The 24,136-nt window shown below is 63.8% G+C and carries 18 protein-coding genes, 3 rRNA genes and 1 pseudogene; 17 read left to right on the forward strand and 5 right to left on the reverse strand.

Annotation, left to right across the window (positions count from 1 at the left end):
• Positions 1–69: 69 nt before the first annotated feature.
• Positions 70–792, forward strand: a complete 723-nt coding sequence (locus OVA06_RS19225) for a hypothetical protein (RefSeq protein ID WP_268160529.1) — start codon at positions 70–72, stop codon at positions 790–792.
• 65 nt (positions 793–857) lie between these two features.
• Here the strand turns inward: OVA06_RS19225 and OVA06_RS19230 are convergent, their stop codons facing one another.
• Positions 858–1,352, reverse strand: coding sequence for an FBP domain-containing protein (locus OVA06_RS19230; RefSeq protein WP_261620864.1), 495 nt, complete (start codon positions 1,350–1,352; stop codon positions 858–860).
• 366 nt (positions 1,353–1,718) lie between these two features.
• Between OVA06_RS19230 and OVA06_RS19235 the strand changes: the two genes are divergently transcribed.
• From OVA06_RS19235 to OVA06_RS19260, 6 genes and pseudogenes are all read left to right on the forward strand, one after another.
• Positions 1,719–2,804: an iron-siderophore ABC transporter substrate-binding protein gene (locus OVA06_RS19235; protein ID WP_268160531.1), complete on the forward strand. Its 1,086-nt coding sequence runs from the start codon at positions 1,719–1,721 to the stop codon at positions 2,802–2,804.
• A 10-nt stretch (positions 2,805–2,814) separates the two neighbouring features.
• The gene (locus OVA06_RS19240; RefSeq protein WP_442793569.1) at positions 2,815–3,906 is read left to right on the forward strand and encodes a FecCD family ABC transporter permease; all 1,092 of its coding nucleotides are present in this window, start codon (positions 2,815–2,817) and stop codon (positions 3,904–3,906) included.
• Between the two features lie 77 nt (positions 3,907–3,983).
• On the forward strand, positions 3,984–5,027 hold the full coding sequence (locus OVA06_RS19245; RefSeq protein WP_268160533.1) for a FecCD family ABC transporter permease: 1,044 nt from the start codon (positions 3,984–3,986) through the stop codon (positions 5,025–5,027).
• A gap of 1 nt (position 5,028) precedes the next feature.
• A pseudogene (locus OVA06_RS19250) lies at positions 5,029–5,842 on the forward strand (ABC transporter ATP-binding protein).
• A complete protein-coding gene (locus tag OVA06_RS19255) occupies positions 5,839–6,909 on the forward strand; it encodes a siderophore-interacting protein (RefSeq protein ID WP_268160535.1) in 1,071 nt (356 codons plus the stop codon). Before OVA06_RS19250 ends, OVA06_RS19255 begins: the two are co-directional and overlap by 4 nt.
• 95 nt (positions 6,910–7,004) lie before the next feature.
• Positions 7,005–7,850, forward strand: coding sequence for an SGNH/GDSL hydrolase family protein (locus OVA06_RS19260; RefSeq protein ID WP_268160537.1), 846 nt, complete (start codon positions 7,005–7,007; stop codon positions 7,848–7,850).
• Here OVA06_RS19260 and OVA06_RS19265 read toward each other — a convergent pair.
• A complete protein-coding gene (locus tag OVA06_RS19265) occupies positions 7,847–8,170 on the reverse strand; it encodes a YciI family protein (RefSeq protein WP_268160539.1) in 324 nt (107 codons plus the stop codon). The two genes, OVA06_RS19260 and OVA06_RS19265, sit on opposite strands and share 4 nt — an antisense overlap.
• Before the next feature lie 100 nt (positions 8,171–8,270).
• On the opposite strand from OVA06_RS19265, the gene OVA06_RS19270 reads away from it, so the two are divergent.
• Both OVA06_RS19270 and OVA06_RS19275 read left to right on the forward strand, forming a co-directional pair.
• On the forward strand, positions 8,271–8,756 hold the full coding sequence (locus OVA06_RS19270; protein ID WP_056078341.1) for a MarR family winged helix-turn-helix transcriptional regulator: 486 nt from the start codon (positions 8,271–8,273) through the stop codon (positions 8,754–8,756).
• A 56-nt stretch (positions 8,757–8,812) separates the two neighbouring features.
• Complete coding sequence (locus OVA06_RS19275; RefSeq protein WP_268160541.1) at positions 8,813–9,586, forward strand: SGNH/GDSL hydrolase family protein; 774 nt, start codon at positions 8,813–8,815, stop codon at positions 9,584–9,586.
• Between the two features lie 9 nt (positions 9,587–9,595).
• On the opposite strand, the gene OVA06_RS19280 is transcribed toward OVA06_RS19275, so the two are convergent.
• Genes OVA06_RS19280 through OVA06_RS19290 form a run of 3 tightly spaced genes read right to left on the reverse strand, consistent with a single transcriptional unit; the run spans position 9,596 to position 12,472 of the window.
• The gene (locus OVA06_RS19280; protein ID WP_261620859.1) at positions 9,596–10,339 is read right to left on the reverse strand and encodes an FAD:protein FMN transferase; all 744 of its coding nucleotides are present in this window, start codon (positions 10,337–10,339) and stop codon (positions 9,596–9,598) included.
• 55 nt (positions 10,340–10,394) lie between these two features.
• On the reverse strand, positions 10,395–10,985 hold the full coding sequence (locus OVA06_RS19285; RefSeq protein ID WP_056078333.1) for an FMN-binding protein: 591 nt from the start codon (positions 10,983–10,985) through the stop codon (positions 10,395–10,397).
• A complete protein-coding gene (locus OVA06_RS19290) occupies positions 10,982–12,472 on the reverse strand; it encodes a ferredoxin reductase family protein (protein ID WP_268160545.1) in 1,491 nt (496 codons plus the stop codon). The genes OVA06_RS19285 and OVA06_RS19290 overlap by 4 nt, the downstream gene beginning before the upstream one ends.
• 340 nt (positions 12,473–12,812) lie before the next feature.
• On the opposite strand from OVA06_RS19290, the gene rpmB reads away from it, so the two are divergent.
• From rpmB to OVA06_RS19330, 8 genes are all read left to right on the forward strand, one after another.
• The gene (gene rpmB, locus OVA06_RS19295; RefSeq protein WP_015938871.1) at positions 12,813–13,049 is read left to right on the forward strand and encodes a 50S ribosomal protein L28; all 237 of its coding nucleotides are present in this window, start codon (positions 12,813–12,815) and stop codon (positions 13,047–13,049) included.
• Positions 13,049–13,216, forward strand: coding sequence for a 50S ribosomal protein L33 (gene rpmG / locus OVA06_RS19300; RefSeq protein ID WP_013602737.1), 168 nt, complete (start codon positions 13,049–13,051; stop codon positions 13,214–13,216). Before rpmB ends, rpmG begins: the two co-directional genes overlap by 1 nt.
• 2 nt (positions 13,217–13,218) lie before the next feature.
• Complete coding sequence (gene rpsN, locus OVA06_RS19305) at positions 13,219–13,524, forward strand: 30S ribosomal protein S14 (protein ID WP_015938870.1); 306 nt, start codon at positions 13,219–13,221, stop codon at positions 13,522–13,524.
• Between the two features lie 660 nt (positions 13,525–14,184).
• Positions 14,185–15,706: ribosomal RNA gene (locus tag OVA06_RS19310) — 16S ribosomal RNA — on the forward strand.
• 485 nt (positions 15,707–16,191) lie between these two features.
• Positions 16,192–19,320 (forward strand): 23S ribosomal RNA (locus tag OVA06_RS19315).
• 155 nt (positions 19,321–19,475) lie between these two features.
• Positions 19,476–19,592, forward strand: a 5S ribosomal RNA gene (gene rrf / locus OVA06_RS19320).
• Together the 16S, 23S and 5S rRNA genes form the textbook arrangement of a ribosomal RNA operon.
• Positions 19,593–19,871: 279 nt before the next feature.
• Positions 19,872–20,879 (forward strand): LacI family DNA-binding transcriptional regulator, encoded by a 1,008-nt coding sequence (locus OVA06_RS19325; protein ID WP_268160548.1) that lies wholly within the window; start codon positions 19,872–19,874, stop codon positions 20,877–20,879.
• Positions 20,880–20,997: 118 nt separating this feature from the next.
• A complete protein-coding gene (locus tag OVA06_RS19330; protein WP_268160550.1) occupies positions 20,998–24,012 on the forward strand; it encodes a glycoside hydrolase family 2 TIM barrel-domain containing protein in 3,015 nt (1,004 codons plus the stop codon).
• The last annotated feature ends 124 nt before the right edge of the window (positions 24,013–24,136 follow it).

The following is a 24,136-nucleotide window of genomic DNA, read 5'->3' on the forward strand; positions in this document are numbered from 1 at the left end:
ATTGCGGAACGCTGGGTCCCGCAGTTGCCGCCGAACAAACTCACGGCGCCCTCGTGAAAGGCAGCCACCATGCACCCAGCCCGCCGACTCACCGGACCCCTTGCAATGGCCACCGCGGCCGCCTTCTTCCTGGCAGGCTGTACAGCCGGCGGGCCGGCAGAACCCGGCGGCGGGGTGATGTCCCCCGCCGCTACAGTCCCACCTTCAACAGGGGCGCCGGGCGCTCCAGCCCCGTCCACGGCGCCGGGCCAGCCCGCCCCGCCGGCACCGTCCAGTTCCGATCCTGCTGGGGCCGGGCTGGCGACTTTCACTTTCCCCGACGGCAGGCTCTCTTTCACGCGGCCGGCGGACTGGAAGGCCGAGGTCTTCGAGGCCTCGGCGTCCCCCTACGTGGGAACGGCCACCATCTATGACGCCAGTGACAAGCAGTTGGTCAGCATCTATTACGGACAAATCGCCGATGGCGTCGCCGGCGCGGTCACCAGGACCGTTTTCGAATCCGTTCCGGTGCCCGGGCTGCAGGGCCGGTCCACCCCGGAGGCGCATGCCTCGTTCTACGTGGACTGGGACGACGACGATGCCACCTACCACCTGCAGCTGACGGCGGGCGCACCGGCAACAGGCCCCCGGGACGCGGTCAAGGGAATCATCCTCCTGGGCGACCGCGTGCTGACGGCGGAAGTGCTGTTCGATGACCAGCAGTTCCCCGACGACAAGGCAGCCCGGGCGTGGTTCGCCGGCAGCCAGGGCCAGGCGCTGAGGGCCATCCTGGCCAGCTTCACCTACCGCTGACCGGACACAGGAAGGCCCTCCCGTGATGCGCGGGAGGGCATTCCCCAGGTGTGGCGTCCGGGCAGCTACTTGGACTGCACCCTGCCCAGGAACTGCGCGGTGCGGTCCTGAAGGCCCTGGATCTGGCGGACCACGACGGCGGCCGGGTCCGGGTTGATCTCATTGGCCGGGGGCTCCTTGCGGACATTGCCGGAGCACAGGAAATCTGCGCAGATCAGGGTGCCCACGGTATTGCCGTTGCGGCCGGATTGGCCGGCGCGGCGGGCCACCCAGAGCAGCACGTCCTCCTTGGAGAACACGTCACGGCACAGTTCGCACAGGACAGAGCGGTTCTTCCGGGCGCCACCTTCGGGCGCCCGGAGCAGGACTCCGGTGAGGCCCTTGGGGCCTGGAACCACGAGATAACCGCGAAGCGGCATCTTGGGGTCCCGCCAACCGAGGAAGTCCAGGCTGTCCCAGTGCAGGTTGTCAAAGTGCTGGGGCAGGTTGAGTTTGGCGGCCTCGGAACGGCTGGCGTTGACGAAGGATGAGCGGATTTGCTGGGGCGTGACTGATTGCATGGCTGAACTTTCGTGAGAAGGGGCCCGGCAGCGGGCAGCAGCCCGGGATGCGGGTTCTAAAAAGGGGAGTCAGCAGTTGTCCGCGAAGCAGGCCAAAGCGGCCACCCCGCATTCCGCGGCAGCAGCGGGGCTGAAAGCCTCCGGCGTGCGCATTGCTCCTCGATGTCCCGATCTCTTGAGGTTTTTGTCCGGCCGTTCCTTAACGGACCCGGTCCCTGCCATCCTGCCAAACCCTGGAAATCCTGTCCAAGACCACGGCGGCTGTGTCCTTCGTCACCTTGGGGAATAAGATACAAAAAGCTTTCGTAATAGACGTAAGCATAGGCTAGCCTTACTTAAGTTCGCATCGCTCACTTAAGGAATTTCATGGCTTCCTCCCTGTTTACGGGCCCCAGCACCACCCGCCGCACGCTGCTTAGGTCAGCGGGGGCGTCGGCCATCCTGGCAGCCGCGGTGACGCTCTCCGCCTGCTCCACCGGCCCGGCAACGTCTACTTCCGATGCCAGCGCCTCCGCTTCCAGCAGTGCCCAGTTCCCGGTCACCATCGACCATGTGTTCGGCAAGACCGTCATCGAGAAGCAGCCCACGCGGGTTGCCACGGTCTCCTGGGTCAATGACGACGTCGCCATTGCCCTGGGTGTTGTCCCGGTAGGTGTTCCCAAGAATGAATGGGGCGGCAACGACAAGGGTTCCACTCCCTGGAAGGACGCCGCCCTTGAAGAACTCGGCGCCGGATTCGGCACCGACAAGGCTCCGGTCCAGTACTCGGAGGCGGACGGCGTCAACTTCACCGAGATCGCCAAGCTCACCCCTGACGTCATCCTGGCCGCCTACTCCGGCCTGACCGAAGAGGATTACAAGAAGCTCAGCGAAATCGCCCCGGTAGTGGCGCACCCCGAGCTGGCTTACGGAACGTCCTGGCAGGACGCCACCACCATCGTGGGCAAGGCGCTGGGCAAGGACGCCGAAGCTGCCAAACTGGTCTCCGACACAGAAGCCACCGTCAAGGAAGAGGCGGCGAAGTACCCGCAGATCAAGGACAAGACCTTCATCTACGGCTACGCCCTGCCGTCCGACCGCACCCAGACCGGCATCTACACGGCCAATGACAACCGGCCCAAGTTCCTGTCCTCCATCGGCATGAAGCTTGCCCCCGTTGCGGAGCAGGCGTCGGCCGGCTCGAAGGAGTTCTTCGTGCCGTGGTCGGCAGAGAAGGTCAACGAGCTTGATTCGGACATCTTCCTCAGCTCGGTGGAAGACGCCAGCGAAGCCGACGCGATCAAGAATGACCCCCTGCTCGGACAGATCCCGGCCGTCAAGAGCGGCGCATTCGTCGCAGACGCCAACAAGAGCCTGGTCCTCGCCATCTCCGCTTCCTCACCGCTGAGCCTTCCCTGGGCACTGGACACGTTCCTGCCTGAGCTGGCCACCGCAGCGGATGCCGTGAAGTAGCGCCGGTTCCGTGACGCAGAGTTCGACGACGGCGGCCCGCCAGGCCGCAAGCCCCGGTACTTCGGTGCCGGGCACGGCAGCCCGTGCCCCGGGAAACGCCCGCGCGTTCCCGGGGAAGCGTGCCGCCTGGCTGCTGGCCGCCGTCGTCGTACTCGCCGTCCTGGCAGGCGCATCCCTCGCCGTCGGAGCGAGGGGCCTGCCGCTGGGCACCGTCTGGGACGCGCTCACGCAGTTCGATCCCGCCAACGGTGACCACGCAGTGGTCCACGCCCGTATTCCCCGCACAGTCCTCGGCCTGCTGGCCGGCGGTGCGCTGGGCCTGGCAGGCGCCGCCATGCAGGGCGTTGCCCGCAACCCCCTCGCCGATCCCGGAATCATGGGCGTCAACGCGGGCGCCGCCCTGGCCGTGGTGACCGGCATCTATGTCTTTGGTGTCGGCTCACTGTCCGGCTACATCTGGTTCGCGTTCATCGGCGCCGCCGTGGCCGCCGTCGTGGTCTACTTCATCGCATCCCTCGGCCGGGACGGAGCCACCCCGGTCAAGCTTGCCCTGGCGGGTGCCGCCCTCAACGCCGGCCTGTACTCGCTCATGAGCGTCATCCTGGTGTCCAGCCAGGACACCCTGGACAAGTTCCGTTTCTGGCAGGTGGGTGGCATTGCCGGCCGTGACTGGTCCGTGGTGCTGGCGGGGCTGCCTTTCCTCGCCGCGGGGGCCGTCATCGTGCTCTTGACCGGCCGCATCCTCAACAGCCTGGCGCTCGGTGATGACATTGCCCGCGGCCTGGGCCAGCGCGTGGGCCTCGCCCGGGGCATCACTGCCCTGGGCATCGTGCTGCTGTGCGGATCCGCAACGGCGATGGCTGGCCCCATCGCCTTCGTAGGCCTGGTCATCCCGCACGCTGTCCGCTTCCTGACCGGGCCGGATTACCGCTGGATACTGCCGTTCTCCCTGGTCCTGGCGCCCGTGCTGCTGCTCGGCGCGGACATCGTGGGACGGGTGGTGCTGCTTCCCGGTGAGGTGCCCGCCGGCATCATGACCGCACTCATCGGCGCCCCCGTCTTCGTGTGGCTGGTCCGCCGCGGGAAGGGAGCCGGACTGTGACCCCGAAGACAGCGGCCCCCACAACCCCGGTTGCCCTATCAGATAAGGCTGCTACAACCGCCCCTGAAGGACCCCAAGTGACAGGGCAACGCCGGGGACGGATCCTCCTGAACCGGACCGCCTTCCTGGCCGCCGGCGTTGTGATCCTCTTCTTCGTTTCCGTGCTGCTGGGCAGTTACACGGTGACCATCCCTGATTTCTTCACCATCGTCTACAACCACCTGACCGGCGGTCCCAGGATCCCCGGTGCCAGCTTCATCGTCATGGAAAACAAGCTCCCGCGTGCGGTCATCGGAACCATGATCGGACTGGCCTTCGGGCTGGCCGGTGCACTCTTCCAGACGATGCTCCGCAACCCGCTGGCCAGCCCGGACATCATCGGCATCAGCTATGGCGCCAGCGCCGCCGCCGTGGTGGCCATCGTGATTTTCGGTGCGTCAGGTGCAGTGGTGTCCGGCGCCGCGCTGGTCGGGGCCCTGGCCGTAGCGGGCCTGATCTACGCGATTTCCAGCGGCGGGATCCGCGGCGGCGGCCGGGGCAATGCCGCTGGCAACCGGCTGGTACTGGCAGGCGTCGGAATCGCTGCCGCCCTGCACGCCGTGGTCAACTTCCTGATGACGCGCGCTGACATCCGCACCGCCGCCGATGCCCTGGTGTGGCTCAACGGTTCCCTGAACTCCGCTAACTGGGACCGCGCCGGGATCCTCTCCCTGGCACTCGCCGTGCTCCTTCCCGCGGTGGGCGTCATCGCCGGGCCGCTGCGCATCCTCGAACTGGGCGACGACACCGCGGCAGGCCTGGGCATCCGGGTCAACGCCGCCCGCCTCGCCCTGGTCATCATCGCGGTCACCCTCGCGGCGGTGGCGACGGCGGCAGCCGGGCCGGTCTCGTTCGTCGCCTTCCTCGCCGGTCCCATCGCCCGGCGCTTCACCGGGAAAGCCAGCCTGCCGGCCTCGGCCCTGGTGGGGGCCGTCATCGTCCTGGCCGCGGACTTCCTCGCCGCCAACCTTGCCCCGCTGGTACTGGACGGAACCGTCCTGCCGGTGGGCGTCATCACCGGCGCGCTCGGTGCCCCGTTCCTGCTGTGGCTCCTGGTCACGAACAACCGAAAGGATGCCTGACGTGGCAGTTCTGAACGCCGAGGACCTGACGCTGAAATACGATCAGCGCTGCGTGGTGGACGGCCTCAGTGTCGAAATCCCCGAAGGCAGGGTGACCATGATCGTGGGCGCCAACGCCTGCGGAAAATCCACCCTGCTCCGCGGACTGTCCCGGCTCCTTAAACCTGCCGGCGGCGCTGTCACGCTGGACGGCAAGGACATCCACACCCGTCCCGCCCGCGAACTGGCCCGCACCCTGGGCCTGCTGCCGCAGCATCCCACCGCACCGGACGGCATCACCGTCCGCGACCTGGTGGGCCGCGGCCGGTACCCGCACCAGGGCTTCTTCCGCAGCTGGAGCGAGAAGGATGATCTCGCGGTGCAGCGCGCGCTGGAGGCCACCGAAACGCTGGCCCTCGCGGGGCGGAACGTGGATGAACTCTCCGGCGGGCAGCGCCAGCGGGTCTGGATCGCCATGGCCCTGGCGCAGGAAACCGACATCCTGCTGCTGGACGAACCCACCACCTACCTCGGACCTGGCCCACCAGGTGGAAGTCCTGGACCTGGTCACGGACCTGAACCGAAGGCGCGGCACAACCGTGGCGATCGTCCTGCACGACCTCAACCTCGCGGCACGCTACGCAGACAACGTCATTGCCATGAAGGCCGGCGCCGTGGTGGCCGAAGGTACCCCGGGCGAGGTTGTCACCGAGGACCTGGTCCGCAGCGTCTTTAACCTGGAATCCCGGGTCATCCCGGATCCCGTCTCCGGAACGCCCCTGATCATTCCCATCGGCCGCCATCACGTCCCCACCGAACTGGAGCTTGTTTCATGAAGACCCGCGACGCCGCATCCACCAAGCCGATGAACTCCAAGACCCTGAACACTGAACCGATGACGCTGGCCTTCGAGGTCACCGTCTCGTCGGTGCAGGAGCTCAGCCCCAACTTCCGCCGGATCACGTTCGGCGGTTACTGCCTCCGCGATTTCGGTGTCCACGGGGACACCCTGGACCTCCGGATCAAGCTGATGATCCCGTCCGTCGCTGCCGACGGCACACAGATTCCCCTGCCGGTCTTCGAAATGAGCGAATCGGGCTGGTACCGCGAATGGCTGGCCATGGACCCTGCCGTGAAGGGCTCGATGCGCACCTACACCGTGCGTGACGCCCGGCTGGACGAGGTGTACCCGGAGATCGACGTCGACTTCGTCATGCACTTCGACGACCACGGAAACGGCGGACCCGCCGCCAACTGGGCACTGAACGCCAAGCCCGGTGACGCCATCACCATCATCGGCCCCAACAACCGGGCCGCGCACTGCGTCACCGCCGAAATCTACTCCGGCATCGAATGGCGGCCGGGCCTGGCCCAGCGCGTCCTGCTCGCCGGTGACGAGACCGCCATCCCGGCCATCTCCGCCATCCTGGAAAGCCTTCCGTCCTACATGACCGGCCACGCCTTCCTTGAGGTCCCGGAGGCCGGCGACTTCCAGCAGCTCAGCTCGCCGGCGGACATCGAGATCACCTGGCTGGCCCGGGGTGCAGCGATCGGGCGGTCCCGCCCGCACGGCCAACTGCTGCAGGACGCCGTGCGCAAGGCTGTTCCCGTTCCCGGCTGGGTGGGCATCAAGGCCTCCGACGCCGGCGCGGGCCCCGAACCCGAAGACGTCAACGTGGACGAGGACATCCTCTGGGAGACCCCGTCCCGGATGGAAACCGCCGCGATCAGCGCCACCAAGAACCCGGACATGCCCGCCGGTGCCATGCCGTTCTACGCCTGGATCGCGGGTGAAGCAGCCGTCATCAAGGACATGCGCCGGTATCTGGTGCGGGATGTGGGCATCGACCGGAAGCAGGTTGCGTTCATGGGTTACTGGCGGCAGGGCAAAGCCGAAGGCTAAGCCCTCTGCGCCTCGCCTTGGTGCGACGGCAGGTCACCTGAGCTTCACCTCGGCTTTTCCTGCGCTTTCCTTGGTGGGGCTAGGTTGGGCGGGTGGTGCCCTCTGAATCTCTGCTTCCCAGTTCCGGGCGGCGGGTGTTTGTTGCCTTGGGCGATTCGTTTACGGAGGGCGTGGGGGACCGGGATGAACGGCTGCCCAACGGGGTCCGCGGCTGGGCGGACCGGGTGGCCGAGAAGCTCGCCAAGGCGCAGCCGGGCTGGAAGTACGCCAACCTCGCCATCAGGAGCAAACGGCTCCGGCACATCATCGATGAACAACTGGAACCGGCCCTGCGGATGCGGCCGGCGCTGGTCACGCTGTATGCGGGCGGCAACGACATCCTGGACCTGAAAACGGACATGTCCACGCTCATGGCGGACTACGAGCAACTGGTGGCCCGGCTCGCCGGCACCGGAGCCACACTGGTCCTCTTCACCGGCTTCGATGTGAAGGTTTCCGCCCTGCTTGAGCCGCTGAAGAAGCGGAACTCCTTCTACAACCACCGGGTGCGGGCCATCGCCAAGAAACACGGTGCGATACTGGTGGACTACTGGTGCCTGGACGCCTTCCACGACCGGCGCATGTGGGACTCGGACCGGCTGCACATGTCCAAGGCCGGCCACAAGTACCTCGCCGGGCAGGTCCTGGACCAGCTGGGTGTGCCGCACAAAATCAGGCCCAAGGACTGGGAGCCGCCCACCCCGCTGACGCTGCGGGAATGGGAACGGCGGCAACGGCGGTGGGTCCACGACTGGGTCCTGCCCCTGTTCGGCCGCAAGCTGCGCGGCGTCACCCTGGGGGACGCGCTCACGCCCCGGTGGCCTGAGCCCGTCAAGGTGCCGCGCAAAGGCGGGCTGAAGAAGCTCGCCGCAGGGGCGTCCGACGGCGGCGCCGCGCCTTAGCGGCCAGGGGCCGCTTCAGCCGGGGGTGCAGGCGGGTTGTCCAGCAGGATCTCGTAGCCGGGGGCCACGCGTCCGGCGTGGAACTCCACCACCTCGAAGTCCGCGACACCGTTCGAATAGAAGGGGTCCTGCTGGAGGCTGGCGTCCAGGACTGACCGGTCGGCCTGGGAGAGCAGAAGCCCGCCGGTGCGGGGGACTTTGCGGCCGGCGGCAATGAAGACGCCGTCGTCGAAGGCCTTCTGCAGCCAGGCGAGGTGGGCGTCGTTGTGGAAGTCCACGATGTCCTGCGGAACCCGGTAGGTCAGGGAGACAACATACATGCGCCCAGATTACCGGCTCGCCGGACCCCGGGACTGTGGACCGGCTTGCCAGCTTGACCGGCCTGTCCGTCGGTTGAAGGATCAATCGTAGAATGGGTGCATGACCGAACCGCGCTGGCTGAGTGCCGACGAACGCCGTGCCTGGCTGGCCCTGGTAAGCATCAACACCCTGCTGCCCGCCGCTCTCGACACCAAGCTTCATGCCGCAGGCAAGCTTTCCCTGTTCGACTACACCGTGCTGGCCATGCTGTCCGAATCGGACCAGCGGTTTCTGCCCATGAGTGAACTCGCCGCGCGCACCAGCGCCTCCCTGTCCCGGCTCTCGCACGTAGTGACAAAGCTGCAGAAACGCGGCTGGGTGGAACGCCGCCCGCACCCGCGCGATGCCCGGGTCACCATCGCCCACCTCACTGAGGAAGGCATGTCCACCATCGTGGGCCTCGCACCCGGCCACGTGGAAGACGTCCGGAACCTCTTCCTCGATGCCCTCACGGAAAAGGACGTCGAGGACCTGGCCCGGATCGGCGAAAAGGTGGTGGGCCGCCTGGATTCGGACCACTGGATCCTGCGCGAAACCCAGCCCTGACCCCATAACTCCGCCCGGGATTGGTTGCTTCCGGCAACGGGTGGCAAACTAACCGGATGGACTTCACTTCCCGGTTTGTTGCCCTCGGCGATTCCTTTACGGAGGGCGTGGGCGACGACGACCCGGCCCGCCCCAATGGCGTCCGCGGCTGGGCTGACCGCGTGGCCGAGCAGCTCGGCGCGGGGGACCCAGGCTTCGGCTACGCCAACCTCGCCATCCGCGGCAGGAAGCTCCGGCAAATCCTCGAAGAACAGGTGGACGCCGCCGTCGAGCTTAAGCCCACCCTGGTGAGCCTCTACGCCGGCGCCAACGACATCCTGCGGCCCCGGATCGACATCGACGACCTGATGGCCGAATACGACGACGGCGTCCGCAGGCTGAGCGCCACGGGCGCTACCGTGGTGATGTTCACCGGGTTCGATGCCCGCGGCTCCAAAGTGTTCGGCACCATGCGCGGCCGCACCGCCATCTACAACGAACTGGTCCGCGGGATCGCGGGGGACCACGGCGCCCTGCTGGTGGACTACTGGCGCTTCAGTGAGTACTACGACTGGGGAATGTGGGCGCGGGACCGGATGCACATGTCCGCTGCAGGGCACGCCAACATGGCCAAACGGGTGCTGGAAGTCCTCAAGTACGACCACTCCATCGACGTCCCGCCGATGACGCCGGTGCCCCAGCTCAGCGGGACGGATGCCCTCCGCGCCAACGCCCAGTGGTTCCGCGAATACGCCGCGCCCTGGGTGGCCCGGCGGGTTACCGGTCAGTCTTCGGGCGACAACCTGGCCCCCAAGTACCCGCGGCTCACCAGGCTCCCGCAGCACATCTAGCAAGCAGATCTAACGGCGGAACGCCGGGGTGGCCAGCAGTGAGCCGTCGGCGTGGACGGCCAGGACCGCAACATCCCACTGGTCTGTGGCGAGATTGAGCATCGGCCTCCCGCCGGAGACGATCGCTGTGGCCAGGATGTCCGCCGTCACTACGTCCGCGGCGGCGACCGTGACCTGGACGAAGCCGGAACCGCCGTCCACCCGCCAGATGTGTTCGCCGCGTTCTGCCGAGCCGGATGTGGCCAGGGCTGCGTGCCCCTCGACCCCGCCCAGCGCATAGCCGCTGATCAGGGCATGCCTGTCGGCCGGATCGACGATGCCGGCTTTCCACGGCGTGCCGGAGCCCGGAACGGGTGAGCCGCTGACCAGGATGTCGCCGCCGGCATTGAGGCACCAGTCTCGACGCCCCAGGGCAAGCAAGGACCGCCCCGCTTCGCGGATCGCGTGGCCCTTGATGAGCCCGGAGAGGTCCAGCACGCCGTCAGGGCGCTCGGGCGAGAAGGCGCCCCCGGTCAGGAGCCGCCATTCATGCGCCTCCGCATACCGGGCGCGCATCTCCGGTGATGCGTTGCGGAGCGTCAGTTCGCCCCGGGCCAGGCGGCTGGCTTCCGACGCCGTGCGGTACAGGCTGAACGTCTCGTCCAGTTCCCGGAACAGGCGTTCGACGACGGCGGTTGCGGCTGCGAGTTCGTCCTGGGTTTCCGGGCCTGCCGCGGGGGAGTCCGCCAGGGTCAGGCTGATGACGGTTCCCATGCACTCAAAGGTCCGTGACGTGAGGCTTGTGCCCGTGTCCGGTGACCGGAGTGGATCAGAGGTTCGCGGCATCGATGGCTGCCTGGAGTGAGGTGAGGTAGGCGTTGCTGGTGACGGTGGCGCCGCTGATGGTCTGGACGTCCGCCGACTGTGCGGCCAGCACCTCGGTCCGCAGGAGCGGCGCCGCACGGTTGCTGATCTGGATCGACTTGCGGTCATCGTCGGTCAGGTGCAGGGCTGTCACCTCCGTGATCTTCCCGGATGCCACCGTGATCTGGACCTGCACTGCTCCGAACCTCGTCTGGACTGCGGCGCCCTGGTAGGTGCCGGCCGTTGCCGTGCCGCTGCTTGAGGAGCCGGAGCTGCCGGAGGTGCTCGAACTGCCTGAGGAGCTGGATCCGCTGGAGGAGCCCGAGGACCCCGTGGTCCCGCCCGAGCCTGTTGTCCCGGAACTGCCCGATGAACCTGACCCTGACGAACCGGCCCCGGACGTGCCGGTCCCTGTCGAACCCGCGGATCCTGCCGTCGTCGTACTTGAACCCGACGCGAGGGTGCTTGCACCCCCGGCCTGCGTGCCGGCCTGCCAGCCTGCCAGGAGGATCCCGGCGGACGCGACAGCTGCGGCGAGTGTTCCGCGTGCTTTCACCAGTCGAACCTTTCGTGATGGATCTGTTCTTCGGGGACTCCGGCCTGCCGGACGTCAGCGATGACGCTGTCCGCCCAGCCTGTGGGGCCGCAGACATAGACGTCGGAGTCTGCGACGTCGGGGACGAAAGCCGTGAGCCCGTAGCCGCCCCGGACTGCTTCCTGGGGCAACCAGCTGGAGCGCACGCGTGACCTCGGGCCCGGAAGGTGGAAGAGGCGCACGCCACGGGAGCGGCACAGGTCCAGGATTTCGCTGCTCAGGTACAGTTCCTGCTCCGTATGGCCCCTCAGCAGGACGCTCGCCTCTCCGGGAGTGAACGGGGTGGTTTCGAGCAGTGCGCGCAACGGCGTGATGCCGATGCCGGCGCCGATCATCACCACTTTGTTCCTGGTCCGGGCGCCGGTGCTGAGTAGCCCGTACGGGCCTTCGACGGCAACCCTGGTCCCCTTCCGCAGCCGGACCAGCTGCGCGGAACCGGCGCCAAGGTTGCGCACGGTGATGCGCAGGGTGCCTTCGCCGCGGGGTCCGGTGATGGCGGGCTCGGCGGACAGGCTGAACGGGTGCGGGTGCCACCACATTCCGGGCGCCAGGAACCGCCAGATGAAGAAGCGTCCGCCCGTTTCCGCCAACCGGTCCAGCTGCCGGCCCGCCATGAAGATGTTGATCACGCCCGGTGCCGCCACCTCTACCCGGGACACCGTGAGCTGGTGCCGTGACGTTGCCATGAGGGGTTGCAGCACCCGGAAGTACACCAGCGCCGCACCGGTGGCGATGCAGATGGCCAGCCAGTACCAGCGCTGCCAGGTACCTTCCGCAAACAGCCCGCCCACACTGAACTGGTGCGGCAGGGACGTGCCCACCGCGGCGTACGTGAGGAGATGGACCACGTACCAGAACTCGTACGGGAAGCGGCGCCGGACCGCCACCAGGGAGGTCACCACCACGGCAATGAAGAGCGCCATGGACACGAACGCAAGCCACATATCCGGGACCTGCTGCCAGAGGGAAATGGACTCGCTGACCGGGTCAAGGCCTTCCGCCATGCCGTATCCCACGGCCAGCAGGAAGCCGTGCGCCAACAGCAGATACAGCGAGGGTTTGCCGAGTTTACGGTGGAACTCCAGCGCCCGGTCATGTCCGATAGTGCGGTCGATGTACGGAATCCGGGCTGCCAGCAGCAGCATCAGCAGGACCAGGTCCATGCCAGCCAAACCGGCCACAATCCCGGCTGCGGTGAACGCGGAGGCGACGGAGCTGACGCCGGCCGCACCGCCGTCGGCAAGCCAGAGGGCGACGGCGGCAGCTACGGAACCCCAGGCAATAACAGTCAGGAGGTCGGCCCTTAGCAGCCGCTGCCGGTGCTGGCGGCGGAACCATCCGCTGTTGTTGTGGGCGGCAGGAGGAATGGCGGAGCCGGATAGGTGTGAAGGCCCCGGCCCGCCGGAGCTGTTGTGCGCCGGAGGTGCCGGCAGGGACTGCGTTCTCATGTACCTAAGATGCGCCGCCAAGCTTTCATTCAGCTGTGAAAACGGGTGCGCGCAAGCTGTGACACTGTGGCCTTGCAGGTGGGCGTTCGCAGGAAGCCCTTATACACCCAAACGCCCCGGATTGGTCTTTAATTGCGTCACCTCGTAGACTTGGGAGGCGCTAAGTGCGCGGAGCGTGCGCAATTGCTCCGGTGGCCCGGTATTTTTCTCCAGGGTAGCCGGTAGTTAGGGGCTCAAGTTGCGTGACTAACCGTTCACCCTGATCACTTTGGGTCGCTCTTAGACGCATGATCCTGCAGCCGATATGCGGATCATTACTTTCAATTCTTGAGGAGAAGTCATGGCAGCACACTGCCAAGTGACCGGAGCCGAGCCGGGCTTTGGGCACAGCATTTCGCACTCGCACCGCCGCAACAAGCGTCGGTTCGATCCGAACATCCAGAAGAAGCGCTACTGGGTTCCGTCCCTGCGCCGTAACGTCACGCTGCAGGTTTCTGCCCGTGGCATCAAGACCATCGACGTACGCGGCATCGACGCAGTCGTCGCCTCGATCCTGGCTCGTGGGGTGAAGCTCTAGTGGCTAAGGACAAGGACGTACGTCCGATCATCAAGCTCAAGTCGACCGCGGGCACGGGTTACACCTACGTAACCCGTAAGAACCGTCGTAACGATCCGGACCGCATGGTTCTGAAAAAGTACGACCCCAAGATCCGCCAGCACGTCGAATTCCGAGAGGAGCGCTAAACATGGCTAAGAAGTCCAAGATTGCTCGCAACGAGCAGCGCAAGGTCATCGTTGAGCGTTACGCTGCGAAGCGCCTCGAGCTGAAGAAGACCCTGGTTGACGAAAACGCAACCGACGAAGCACGCGAAGCAGCCCGCCTGGGCCTGCAGAAGCTGCCCCGCAACGCGTCCCCGATCCGTCTGCGTAACCGCGACATCATCGACGGCCGTCCCCGCGGTACCTTCCAGAAGTTCGGCATCTCCCGTGTTCGCTTCCGCGACATGGCTCACCGCGGTGAGCTCCCGGGCATCACCAAGTCTTCCTGGTAATCCAGCACCGCTGATACCAGCTGCTTGAGAAGAGCCGGCAACCATGTGGTTGCCGGCTCTTCTGCGTTTAACCCACTCGCCGGGTGGTGCTTGAGCGAGACTCCACCCCTGTGCGGCAGCACACACAGCGGAATGACGACGGCGGGAACCGGCGTGGGTGCCGTTTCGCCCGTTTCGCCGCGGAATCCCGGGGTTTGCTGCCTTGGGAGGGTCGGGTTTGCGGTGATGCCGCAGGGCGTGTATTGTTTTCTAAGTCGCCGCGAGGGAGACAGCGAAGAGCTGGTAACCGCGGGCGGCCAAACTCCCAAAAACCAAGACCAAGATTTAGTTGCTCTTCAGGGCGCTGAAAAATGGTGGGAGCGGTCATCTTCCGCTTCAAGTCCTGAAATATGGATTTGCATTGGGGCGGGTGGTCGGGTAAGTTTGTAAAGTTGCTCCGGAGCGATCCTGAACGTTAGTTGTTTGGGTGGTGCCGGGTGTGTCTGTTGTTTGAGAACTCAATAGTGTGCCAAGTTTGTTGATACCAATTTATTGTATTGAATTGGTTGAATTTGCTGTGCCGCCACCCCGTGGTTGGCATGGTGTTTTTGGCTGGTTTCAAATTTTGTGCATCCATTTTGTCCCGTTATTTCCGGGGTTGGTGGGTGTGTCTGTTTTACTTCAACGGAGAGTTTGATCCTGGCTCAGGATGAACGCTGGCGGCGTGCTTAACACATGCAAGTCGAACGATGAACCTCACTTGTGGGGGGATTAGTGGCGAACGGGTGAGTAACACGTGAGTAACCTGCCCTTGACTCTGGGATAAGCCTGGGAAACTGGGTCTAATACCGGATATGACTGATCATCGCATGGTGGTTGGTGGAAAGCTTTTGCGGTTTTGGATGGACTCGCGGCCTATCAGCTTGTTGGTGGGGTAATGGCCTACCAAGGCGACGACGGGTAGCCGGCCTGAGAGGGTGACCGGCCACACTGGGACTGAGACACGGCCCAGACTCCTACGGGAGGCAGCAGTGGGGAATATTGCACAATGGGCGCAAGCCTGATGCAGCGACGCCGCGTGAGGGATGACGGCCTTCGGGTTGTAAACCTCTTTCAGTAGGGAAGAAGCGTAAGTGACGGTACCTGCAGAAGAAGCGCCGGCTAACTACGTGCCAGCAGCCGCGGTAATACGTAGGGCGCAAGCGTTATCCGGAATTATTGGGCGTAAAGAGCTCGTAGGCGGTTTGTCGCGTCTGCCGTGAAAGTCCGGGGCTCAACTCCGGATCTGCGGTGGGTACGGGCAGACTAGAGTGATGTAGGGGAGACTGGAATTCCTGGTGTAGCGGTGAAATGCGCAGATATCAGGAGGAACACCGATGGCGAAGGCAGGTCTCTGGGCATTAACTGACGCTGAGGAGCGAAAGCATGGGGAGCGAACAGGATTAGATACCCTGGTAGTCCATGCCGTAAACGTTGGGCACTAGGTGTGGGGGACATTCCACGTTTTCCGCGCCGTAGCTAACGCATTAAGTGCCCCGCCTGGGGAGTACGGCCGCAAGGCTAAAACTCAAAGGAATTGACGGGGGCCCGCACAAGCGGCGGAGCATGCGGATTAATTCGATGCAACGCGAAGAACCTTACCAAGGCTTGACATGAACCGGAAACGCCTGGAAACAGGTGCCCCACTTGTGGTCGGTTTACAGGTGGTGCATGGTTGTCGTCAGCTCGTGTCGTGAGATGTTGGGTTAAGTCCCGCAACGAGCGCAACCCTCGTTCTATGTTGCCAGCACGTGATGGTGGGGACTCATAGGAGACTGCCGGGGTCAACTCGGAGGAAGGTGGGGACGACGTCAAATCATCATGCCCCTTATGTCTTGGGCTTCACGCATGCTACAATGGCCGGTACAAAGGGTTGCGATACTGTGAGGTGGAGCTAATCCCAAAAAGCCGGTCTCAGTTCGGATTGGGGTCTGCAACTCGACCCCATGAAGTCGGAGTCGCTAGTAATCGCAGATCAGCAACGCTGCGGTGAATACGTTCCCGGGCCTTGTACACACCGCCCGTCAAGTCACGAAAGTTGGTAACACCCGAAGCCGGTGGCCTAACCCCTTGTGGGGGGGAGCCGTCGAAGGTGGGACTGGCGATTGGGACTAAGTCGTAACAAGGTAGCCGTACCGGAAGGTGCGGCTGGATCACCTCCTTTCTAAGGAGCACCTACAGCTTTCTGTCCTGGATGTATGTCCGGTGGTGGGGGTTGTCAGGAGAATGCCCGTTGCACGGACGAATGTTTCGTGGCGGGTGCTCAAGGGTGGAATATCAACGAATAGGTGCCTGGTGGCACGGACCGTTTGCTAGTACGGACTGATCTCTTCGGAGTTGGTCCTGGAACGTTCGGTGGTCTGGTCTGCTGGGTAGTGTTTGGCACACTGTTGGGTCCTGAGGCAACAGGACCGGGGAGGGCCCTTGGGGTTCTTGTCGGTACTTTGTTTCTGGTTTCCCTGCTGCACCGATCATGCGCTGAGTGTGTGGGGTGTGTGGTGTGGGGTTGTTGTTTGAGAACTACATAGTGGACGCGAGCATCTTGTATAAGAAGCAATTTCCAAGAATATGAACCTGGATCTGGTTCGTGCGCCTTTGGGTGTGCGGGTCGGTTTCTGTGGTTCTCTCGAAAATGTTTTTGATCTTTGTGGTCAAGTTTTTAAGAGCACACGGTGGATGCCTTGGCATTAGGAGCCGAAGAAGGACGTAGGAATCTGCGATAAGCCTGGGGGAGTCGATAACCGGACTGTGATCCCAGGGTGTCCGAATGGGGAAACCCCGCCAGGAGCGCGAGTTACCTGGTGACCCGCATCTGAACACATAGGGTGCGTGGAGGGAACGCGGGGAAGTGAAACATCTCAGTACCCGCAGGAAGAGAAAACAATAGTGATTCCGTTAGTAGTGGCGAGCGAACGCGGATCAGGCTAAACCGTTCCATGTGTGATAGCCGGCGGGCGTTGCATGGTCGGGGTTGTGGGACATTACGTGTCAGTTCTGCCGGGCTGACGGGGTGTGGGTGTGCGTATAGGTGAACGGTCTTGAAAGGCCGGCCAGAGAGGGTGTTAGTCCCGTAACTGTAATGCGTTGCACCGCCTTGTTGATGTATCCCAAGTAGTACGGGGCCCGAGAAATCCCGTGCGAATCTGTCAGGACCACCTGATAAGCCTAAATACTCCCTAATGACCGATAGCGGACCAGTACCGTGAGGGAAAGGTGAAAAGTACCCCGGGAGGGGAGTGAAACAGTACCTGAAACCGTGTGCTTACAATCCGTCGGAGCAACCTTGTAGTTGTGACGGCGTGCCTTTTGAAGAATGAGCCTGCGAGTTAGTGTTACGTCGCGAGGTTAACCCGTGTGGGGCAGCCGTAGCGAAAGCGAGTCTGAATAGGGCGTTTGAGTGGCGTGATCTAGACCCGAAGCGAAGTGATCTACCCATGGCCAGGTTGAAGCGACGGTAAGACGTCGTGGAGGACCGAACCCACTTCAGTTGAAAATGGAGGGGATGAGCTGTGGGTAGGGGTGAAAGGCCAATCAAACTTCGTGATAGCTGGTTCTCCCCGAAATGCATTTAGGTGCAGCGTTGCGTGTTTCTTATCGGAGGTAGAGCTACTGGATGGCTAATGGGCCCTACAAGGTTACTGACGTCAGCCAAACTCCGAATGCCGGTAAGTGAGAGCGTAGCAGTGAGACTGTGGGGGATAAGCTTCATAGTCGAGAGGGAAACAGCCCAGACCACCAACTAAGGCCCCTAAGCGTGTGCTAAGTGGGAAAGGATGTGGAGTTGCGAAGACAACCAGGAGGTTGGCTTAGAAGCAGCCATCCTTAAAAGAGTGCGTAATAGCTCACTGGTCAAGTGATTCCGCGCCGACAATGTAGCGGGGCTCAAGTACACCGCCGAAGTTGTGGCATTCAAATATTAGCTAAGCCCTTGTGGTTCAGGCGTTTGGATGGGTAGGGGAGCGTCGTGTGGGCAGTGAAGTCGCGGTGGAAACCAGCGGTGGAGCCTACACGAGTGAGAATGCAGGCATGAGTAGCGAAAGACGGGTGAGAAACCCGTCCGCCGAATGATCAAGGGTTCCAGGGTCAAGCTAATCTGCCCTGGGTAAGTCGGGACCTAAGGCGAGGCCGACAGGCGTAGTCGATGGACAACGGGTTGATATTCCCGTACCGGCGAAAAACCGCCCATGTTGAACAGGGGATACTAACTGCCCGAGACCTGCCCGATCACCCTTGTGGTGTGAGGGTTTTGGTGGAGCGCAGGACCTGATCCTGGGAGGCAAGCGTATTAACAGGTGTGACGCAGGAAGGTAGCCGAGCCGGGCGATGGTTGTCCCGGTCTAAGGATGTAGGGCGAGTGGTAGGCAAATCCGCCACTCATGATGCCTGAGATCTGATGGGACCCCCGTTTGGGGGGATTTGGTGATCCTATGCTGCCGAGAAAAGCATCGACGCGAGGTTTTAGCCGCCCGTACCCCAAACCGACACAGGTGATCAGGTAGAGAATACTAAGGCGATCGAGAGAATTATGGTTAAGGAACTCGGCAAAATGCCCCCGTAACTTCGGGAGAAGGGGGGCCCCAACCTTGATGGACACTTGCTGTCCGGAGGGGATCGGGGCCGCAGAGACCAGGGGGAAGCGACTGTTTACTAAAAACACAGGTCCGTGCGAAGTCGCAAGACGATGTATACGGACTGACTCCTGCCCGGTGCTGGAAGGTTAAGAGGACCGGTTAGCCTGTAAGGGCGAAGCTGAGAATTTAAGCCCCAGTAAACGGCGGTGGTAACTATAACCATCCTAAGGTAGCGAAATTCCTTGTCGGGTAAGTTCCGACCTGCACGAATGGAGTAACGACTTCCCCGCTGTCTCAACCATAAACTCGGCGAAATTGCAGTACGAGTAAAGATGCTCGTTACGCGCAGCAGGACGGAAAGACCCCGAGACCTTTACTATAGTTTGGTATTGGTGTTCGGAGTGGCTTGTGTAGGATAGGTGGGAGACGTTGAAGCCCGGACGCCAGTTCGGGTGGAGTCATCGTTGAAATACCACTCTGGTCACTTTGGACATCTAACTTCGGCCCGTAATCCGGGTCAGGGACAGTGCCTGATGGGTAGTTTAACTGGGGCGGTTGCCTCCTAAAAAGTAACGGAGGCGCCCAAAGGTTCCCTCAGCCTGGTTGGCAATCAGGTGTCGAGTGTAAGTGCACAAGGGAGCTTGACTGTGAGAGAGACATCTCGAGCAGGGACGAAAGTCGGGACTAGTGATCCGGCGGTACATTGTGGAATGGCCGTCGCTCAACGGATAAAAGGTACCTCGGGGATAACAGGCTGATCTTGCCCAAGAGTCCATATCGACGGCATGGTTTGGCACCTCGATGTCGGCTCGTCGCATCCTGGGGCTGGAGTAGGTCCCAAGGGTTGGGCTGTTCGCCCATTAAAGCGGTACGCGAGCTGGGTTTAGAACGTCGTGAGACAGTTCGGTCCCTATCCGCTGCGCGCGCAGGAAATTTGAGAAGGGCTGTCCTTAGTACGAGAGGACCGGGACGGACGAACCTCTGGTGTGTCAGTTGTACTGCCAAGTGCACCGCTGATTAGCTACGTTCGGATGGGATAACCGCTGAAAGCATCTAAGCGGGAAGCTCGCTTCGAGATGAGATTTCCATACACTTTATTGTGTGAGAGGCCCCCAGCCAGACCACTGGGTTGATAGGCCGGATGTGGAAGCGAGGACTAACGACTCGTGAAGCTGACCGGTACTAATAGGCCAACAACTTACACCACACAGAAAATACATAACTCTGCTTGCGTCCACTATGTGGTTCCCAACCAACAACCCCGTTGGCCGGAACCCACTAATTGAATAACAACACCACAATGTTGTAACCACACAGATTTCCCAACCCCCTGGCATGATCGGGGGGGTCGGGTCAAAGGGTTACGGCGGTCATAGCGTGGGGGAAACGCCCGGTCCCATTCCGAACCCGGAAGCTAAGACCCACAGCGCCGATGGTACTGCACCCGGGAGGGTGTGGGAGAGTAGGACACCGCCGGACATAAATTACGTAGGGCCCTGACACAACGTCAGGGCCCTACCACTTTAACCACCACCACAAACCCCCAGCCCCGGATCCCCGCTCACTCATGGCGGGTCCCACCCGGACGCCCGCTCACTCGTGGCGGTTACCACCCGAACCCGCGCTCACTCGTGGCGGTTCCCACCCGGCGTGGGGAACCCCACCTGATACCGCAACCAGGCCCGGGGAACCCCCACACCTGAGCGAACGTCACCCAGGGGAAGGGGCTCTCACACCAGACGCATAGACTTACGGCCTATGAGTCCCCGATCCCCAGAGCCGCGACAGGGCCGCGCCACCATCCTCGATGTTGCCGCAGCGGCCGGCGTCTCGCGGCAGACAGTTACCCGGGCCATGAACGATATGACCGGCATTAGCCAGGTCACTCGGGAGCGCGTTCAGTTGATCGCGGCAGAGCTGGGCTACACGCCAAGCCGGTTTGCCAAGGGTCTGGTCCAAGGCGCGCGAACCTCGATAGGCCTGGCAATCCCCGACCTCACCAATCCGTACTTTCCCGCGTTTGCCTCGAGTGTTGTTGAGGCCGCCACGGAGCGGGGATGGAATGTGGTGGTGGATGACTATGGCCACGGCACAGGTAACGCCCTGGATGCCGCTGCCCGGCTGGCACCGCAGGTGGACGCATTGATCGGTTATCTCGGGGACCACGCAGTCGCGGCCCAGGCGATGCTGGGCCGTCGGCCCGTCGTTGGGCTGGACGACCCCCAGGCGCAGGCAGCCGGCTCGATCTCCTTTGACTACGCCTACGCAGCCCGGCTGGGCCTGGAAAGGCTGGTAGCCCACGGCTGCAGGAGCATAGCCTTCCTGGACTCGGGCCAGGGCGGGATCGCCGCGGGCCGGGGCTCTGCTGTTGCCGCTGCCGCCGCGGAACGCGGAGTTCAGCTGCTGAAGTTTGCGGCGGAGCCCTCCGCTGTACATGCCCGGGACGCCGTCAGCGCATTGCTGGCTGGAACGGCCGCACTCGACGGACTCCTGGTCTTCAACGACCTGATGGCGGCCGGTGCACTGAAGGCATTGCAAGCGGCGGGACGGAACGTGCCCCGGGATGTCGCCGTTATCGGGATGGACGGGATACCCCTGGGGGAGTTGGTGTCCCCTGAGCTGACCACGCTGTCCCTGGACCTGCGGTCCGTGGGCCGGGCCGCCGTCGGCCTCCTTGACGGCCTCCTGTCCGGAGCAATTGAACCGCGGGGCAGCGCCTCGGCACTGCTCCTGCGGCATGATCTGGTGGTGCGCCAGTCGGCGTAGGCCGGACTGATGTGCAACCTCACCCCTACCCATGAAGGGAGCAAGACGCTACGCTTGCACTTGCGCTACGTGAACGTTCACGAAGAAGCTAAATGCCCCCAGCCTCCAAGGAAGTCCCATGCCTGTCCAGTCCTCCGCAACGGTGACGAACGCTGTTGCAAGTGATGCCTCCGACGCCGTGCCGCGCAGTCTTGAACTCGGAGCCGGAGGCGTTCTCGAGTTGTCTTCTGTGGCTCCGGGACGGGGCACGCTCCCTCCCCGGGCCCACCTCGACAGCGATGCGCCGCGGCTGTCCCTGAACGGCGACTGGCAGTTCCGCCTCAGCCCCGGCATCCGAAGCGCCCCCGCCGAGGGATGGCAGCTGGGCCAGGATCTGGACGGCTTCGTAGCCTTGCCGGTTCCGTCCAGTTGGCCCATGCACGGGCACGGCGCGCCGGCCTACACAAACATCCAGTTTCCGTTTGCCGTTGACCCCCCGCATGTGCCGGAGACCAACCCCATTGGCGACCACCTCCTGACGTTCCACGCTGGCCCTGAGTTCTTCCCCAACGCACTGCTGCGTTTCGACGGCATCGACTCGGCCGGCACGGTGTGGCTCAACGGCATCGAACTCGGTACCACCCGCGGCAGCCGCCTTGCCCACGAATTCGATGTCTCAGGAATCCTCACGGAAGGCAGCAACACCCTTGCCGTGCGGGTGGCACAGTTCTCGGCCGCCAGCTATGTGGAGGACCAGGACATGTGGTGGCTCCCGGGGATCTTCCGGGATGTCACCCTTCAAGCCCGCCCCGCGGACGGCATCGATGATGTCTTCGTCCACGCCGACTACGACCCCCTCACGGGCGAAGGTGTCCTCCGTGTGGAGGCGAGCCGGGGCGGAGAGGCGATTGACGCCGTCGTACGCGTTCCCGAACTGGACGTGGAGCTTACGGCCGGCCAGGAGCATAGGTTGCCATCCGTGGCGCCCTGGTCTGCCGAAGTGCCCCGCCTGTATGAGGCCACAGTCAGCACCCCGGCCGAAACAGTGTCCCTGCAGCTGGGCTTCCGCAGCATCAGCATCGAGGATGCGCAGTTCAAGGTGAATGGGCGGCGGATCCTGCTCCGCGGGGTGAACCGACACGAGCACCACCCACGGCTGGGGCGCGTGGTTCCGCAGGAGGTGATGGAGGCGGAGCTCAAGCTCATGAAGCAGCACAACATCAACGCCATCCGCACCTCGCACTATCCGCCGCATCCGGAATTCCTTGCCCTGGCTGACCGGCTCGGTTTCTACGTCGTGCTCGAGTGCGACCTGGAAACGCATGGGTTTGAGAGCGCCGGCTGGGCCCAGAACCCGAGCGATGATCCCCAATGGGAGGCTGCCCTGCTGGACCGGATGCGCCGGACGGTGGAGCGGGACAAGAACCATGCCGCCGTCGTGATGTGGTCGCTGGGCAACGAAGCCGGGACCGGCCGGAACCTGGCCGCGATGTCCCGTTGGACCAAGGACCGCGACCCGTCACGCCCTATCCACTATGAGGGCGACTGGTCCTGCCCCTATGTTGACGTGTATTCCCGGATGTACGCCAACCAGGCTGAAACTGCATTGATTGGGCAGGGAACGGAGCCTCCACTCGACGATCCGGAGCTGGATGCCCGGCGCCGAGCCATGCCTTTCGTGCTCTGCGAATACGTTCACGCCATGGGCAACGGCCCGGGAGGGATGACCGAATACCAGGAGCTCTTTGAACGACACCCCAGGCTGATGGGCGGCTTCGTGTGGGAGTGGCTGGAACACGGAATCACCGTCCCTACGCCCGGCGGCGGCGAGCACTTCGCCTACGGCGGCGATTTTGGTGAGGAAATTCACGACGGCAACTTCGTCACCGACGGACTGGTGGACGCCAACCGCAAGCCCCGGCCCGGCCTCCTCGATTTCAAGCGCGTCGTGGCGCCGCTGCGCATACAGGTGGCGGAGGACTGGTCCGGCTTCACCATCCACAACGGGCAGGATTTCGCGGACACGTCCGCGTTCAGCTTCCGGTACGCGATGGAGGCCGACGGCGAAACGGTCGACGGCGGCTCGGTGGAGGTTCCGGACGTGGCACCGCAGTCCGGTGCCACGATTCCGTTGCCCTCCAGCTTCCCGGACACGGACGGGCCGGCCGTCCTCACCGTCAGCGCCGTCCTCGCCGCCGCGACGCCCTGGGCCAGCGCCGGCCACGAGATCACCTGGGGGCAGTCGGTGCGAGGAGTCTCACGTCATGAGGAGCCCCGTGCTGCTGAACTAGTGGCGGCCACTGACGATGAGTTGCGGCTGGGGCCGGCGGTGTTCAGCAGGCTGACCGGGATGCCCACGCGGATTGGTGGCATTGGCGTCGAAAAGCTGGGGCTCTCGCTGTGGTGGCCCCCCACTGACAATGACCTGGGCAGGGAGTGGGGCGGCGCCGACCCCCGACCCCTGGCCGCCCAGTGGCGGGATGCGGGGCTGGACCGGCTCCATGCACGGTTGCTTGGCATCAGCGCTGAACGCACTGCCGACGGCGGGGAGCAGCTCGTCACGAGGACCCGGGTGGGTGCCGCAGACAAGCAGTTCGGGGTCCTCGTCGACTACACATGGACCAGTGACGGGGAATCACTGGCTCTCCGCACGCAAGTGCGGCCGCAGGGATCTTGGGTCAACGCGGGCTTTGAAGTGGAGTGGGCCCGGATCGGCCTCGAACTGGTGCTGGACAGCGAAACGTCGGCGGTGAGCTGGTTCGGGCAGGGGCCACACCAGGGATACCCGGACACGGGGCAAGGCACGCGCAGAGGATGGTTCTCCATGCCCTTGGGTGAACTCGATGTGGAGTATGCGCGGCCCCAGGAATCCGGTGCACGCGCCGGCGTGCGTTCGGCAGCACTTGAGGTGGGAGGAGCCACGTTGGACATCGCCGGCGAGCCCTTTGCCCTGACGGTGCGTCCCTACAGCCAGGCTGCACTCAACGAAGCAACGCACCGGCCCGATCTGGCAGCCGACCGGCGGACCTACGTCTACATCGATAACGCCATGCGGGGTGTTGGTACCGGGGCCTGTGGCCCGGGCGTTCTCGAGCCGTACCGCCTGTCGCCCAGGGATGCCGATTTCACCGTAGTGCTGCGGGTACGTCCGTAGGCCCCAGCGACATGTGAGCCACTGCATACAGGTTGGTTCCGTCCGTTGGGGCTGCTTGTAGGTGTTGATGGCCCCTGGGATCCGCGCAATTGCGCGGGTTTTGGGGACCGTCCCAGTGGTTGGG

The organism is Pseudarthrobacter sp. SL88, assembly GCF_026672455.1.
GTDB lineage: Bacteria > Actinomycetota > Actinomycetes > Actinomycetales > Micrococcaceae > Arthrobacter.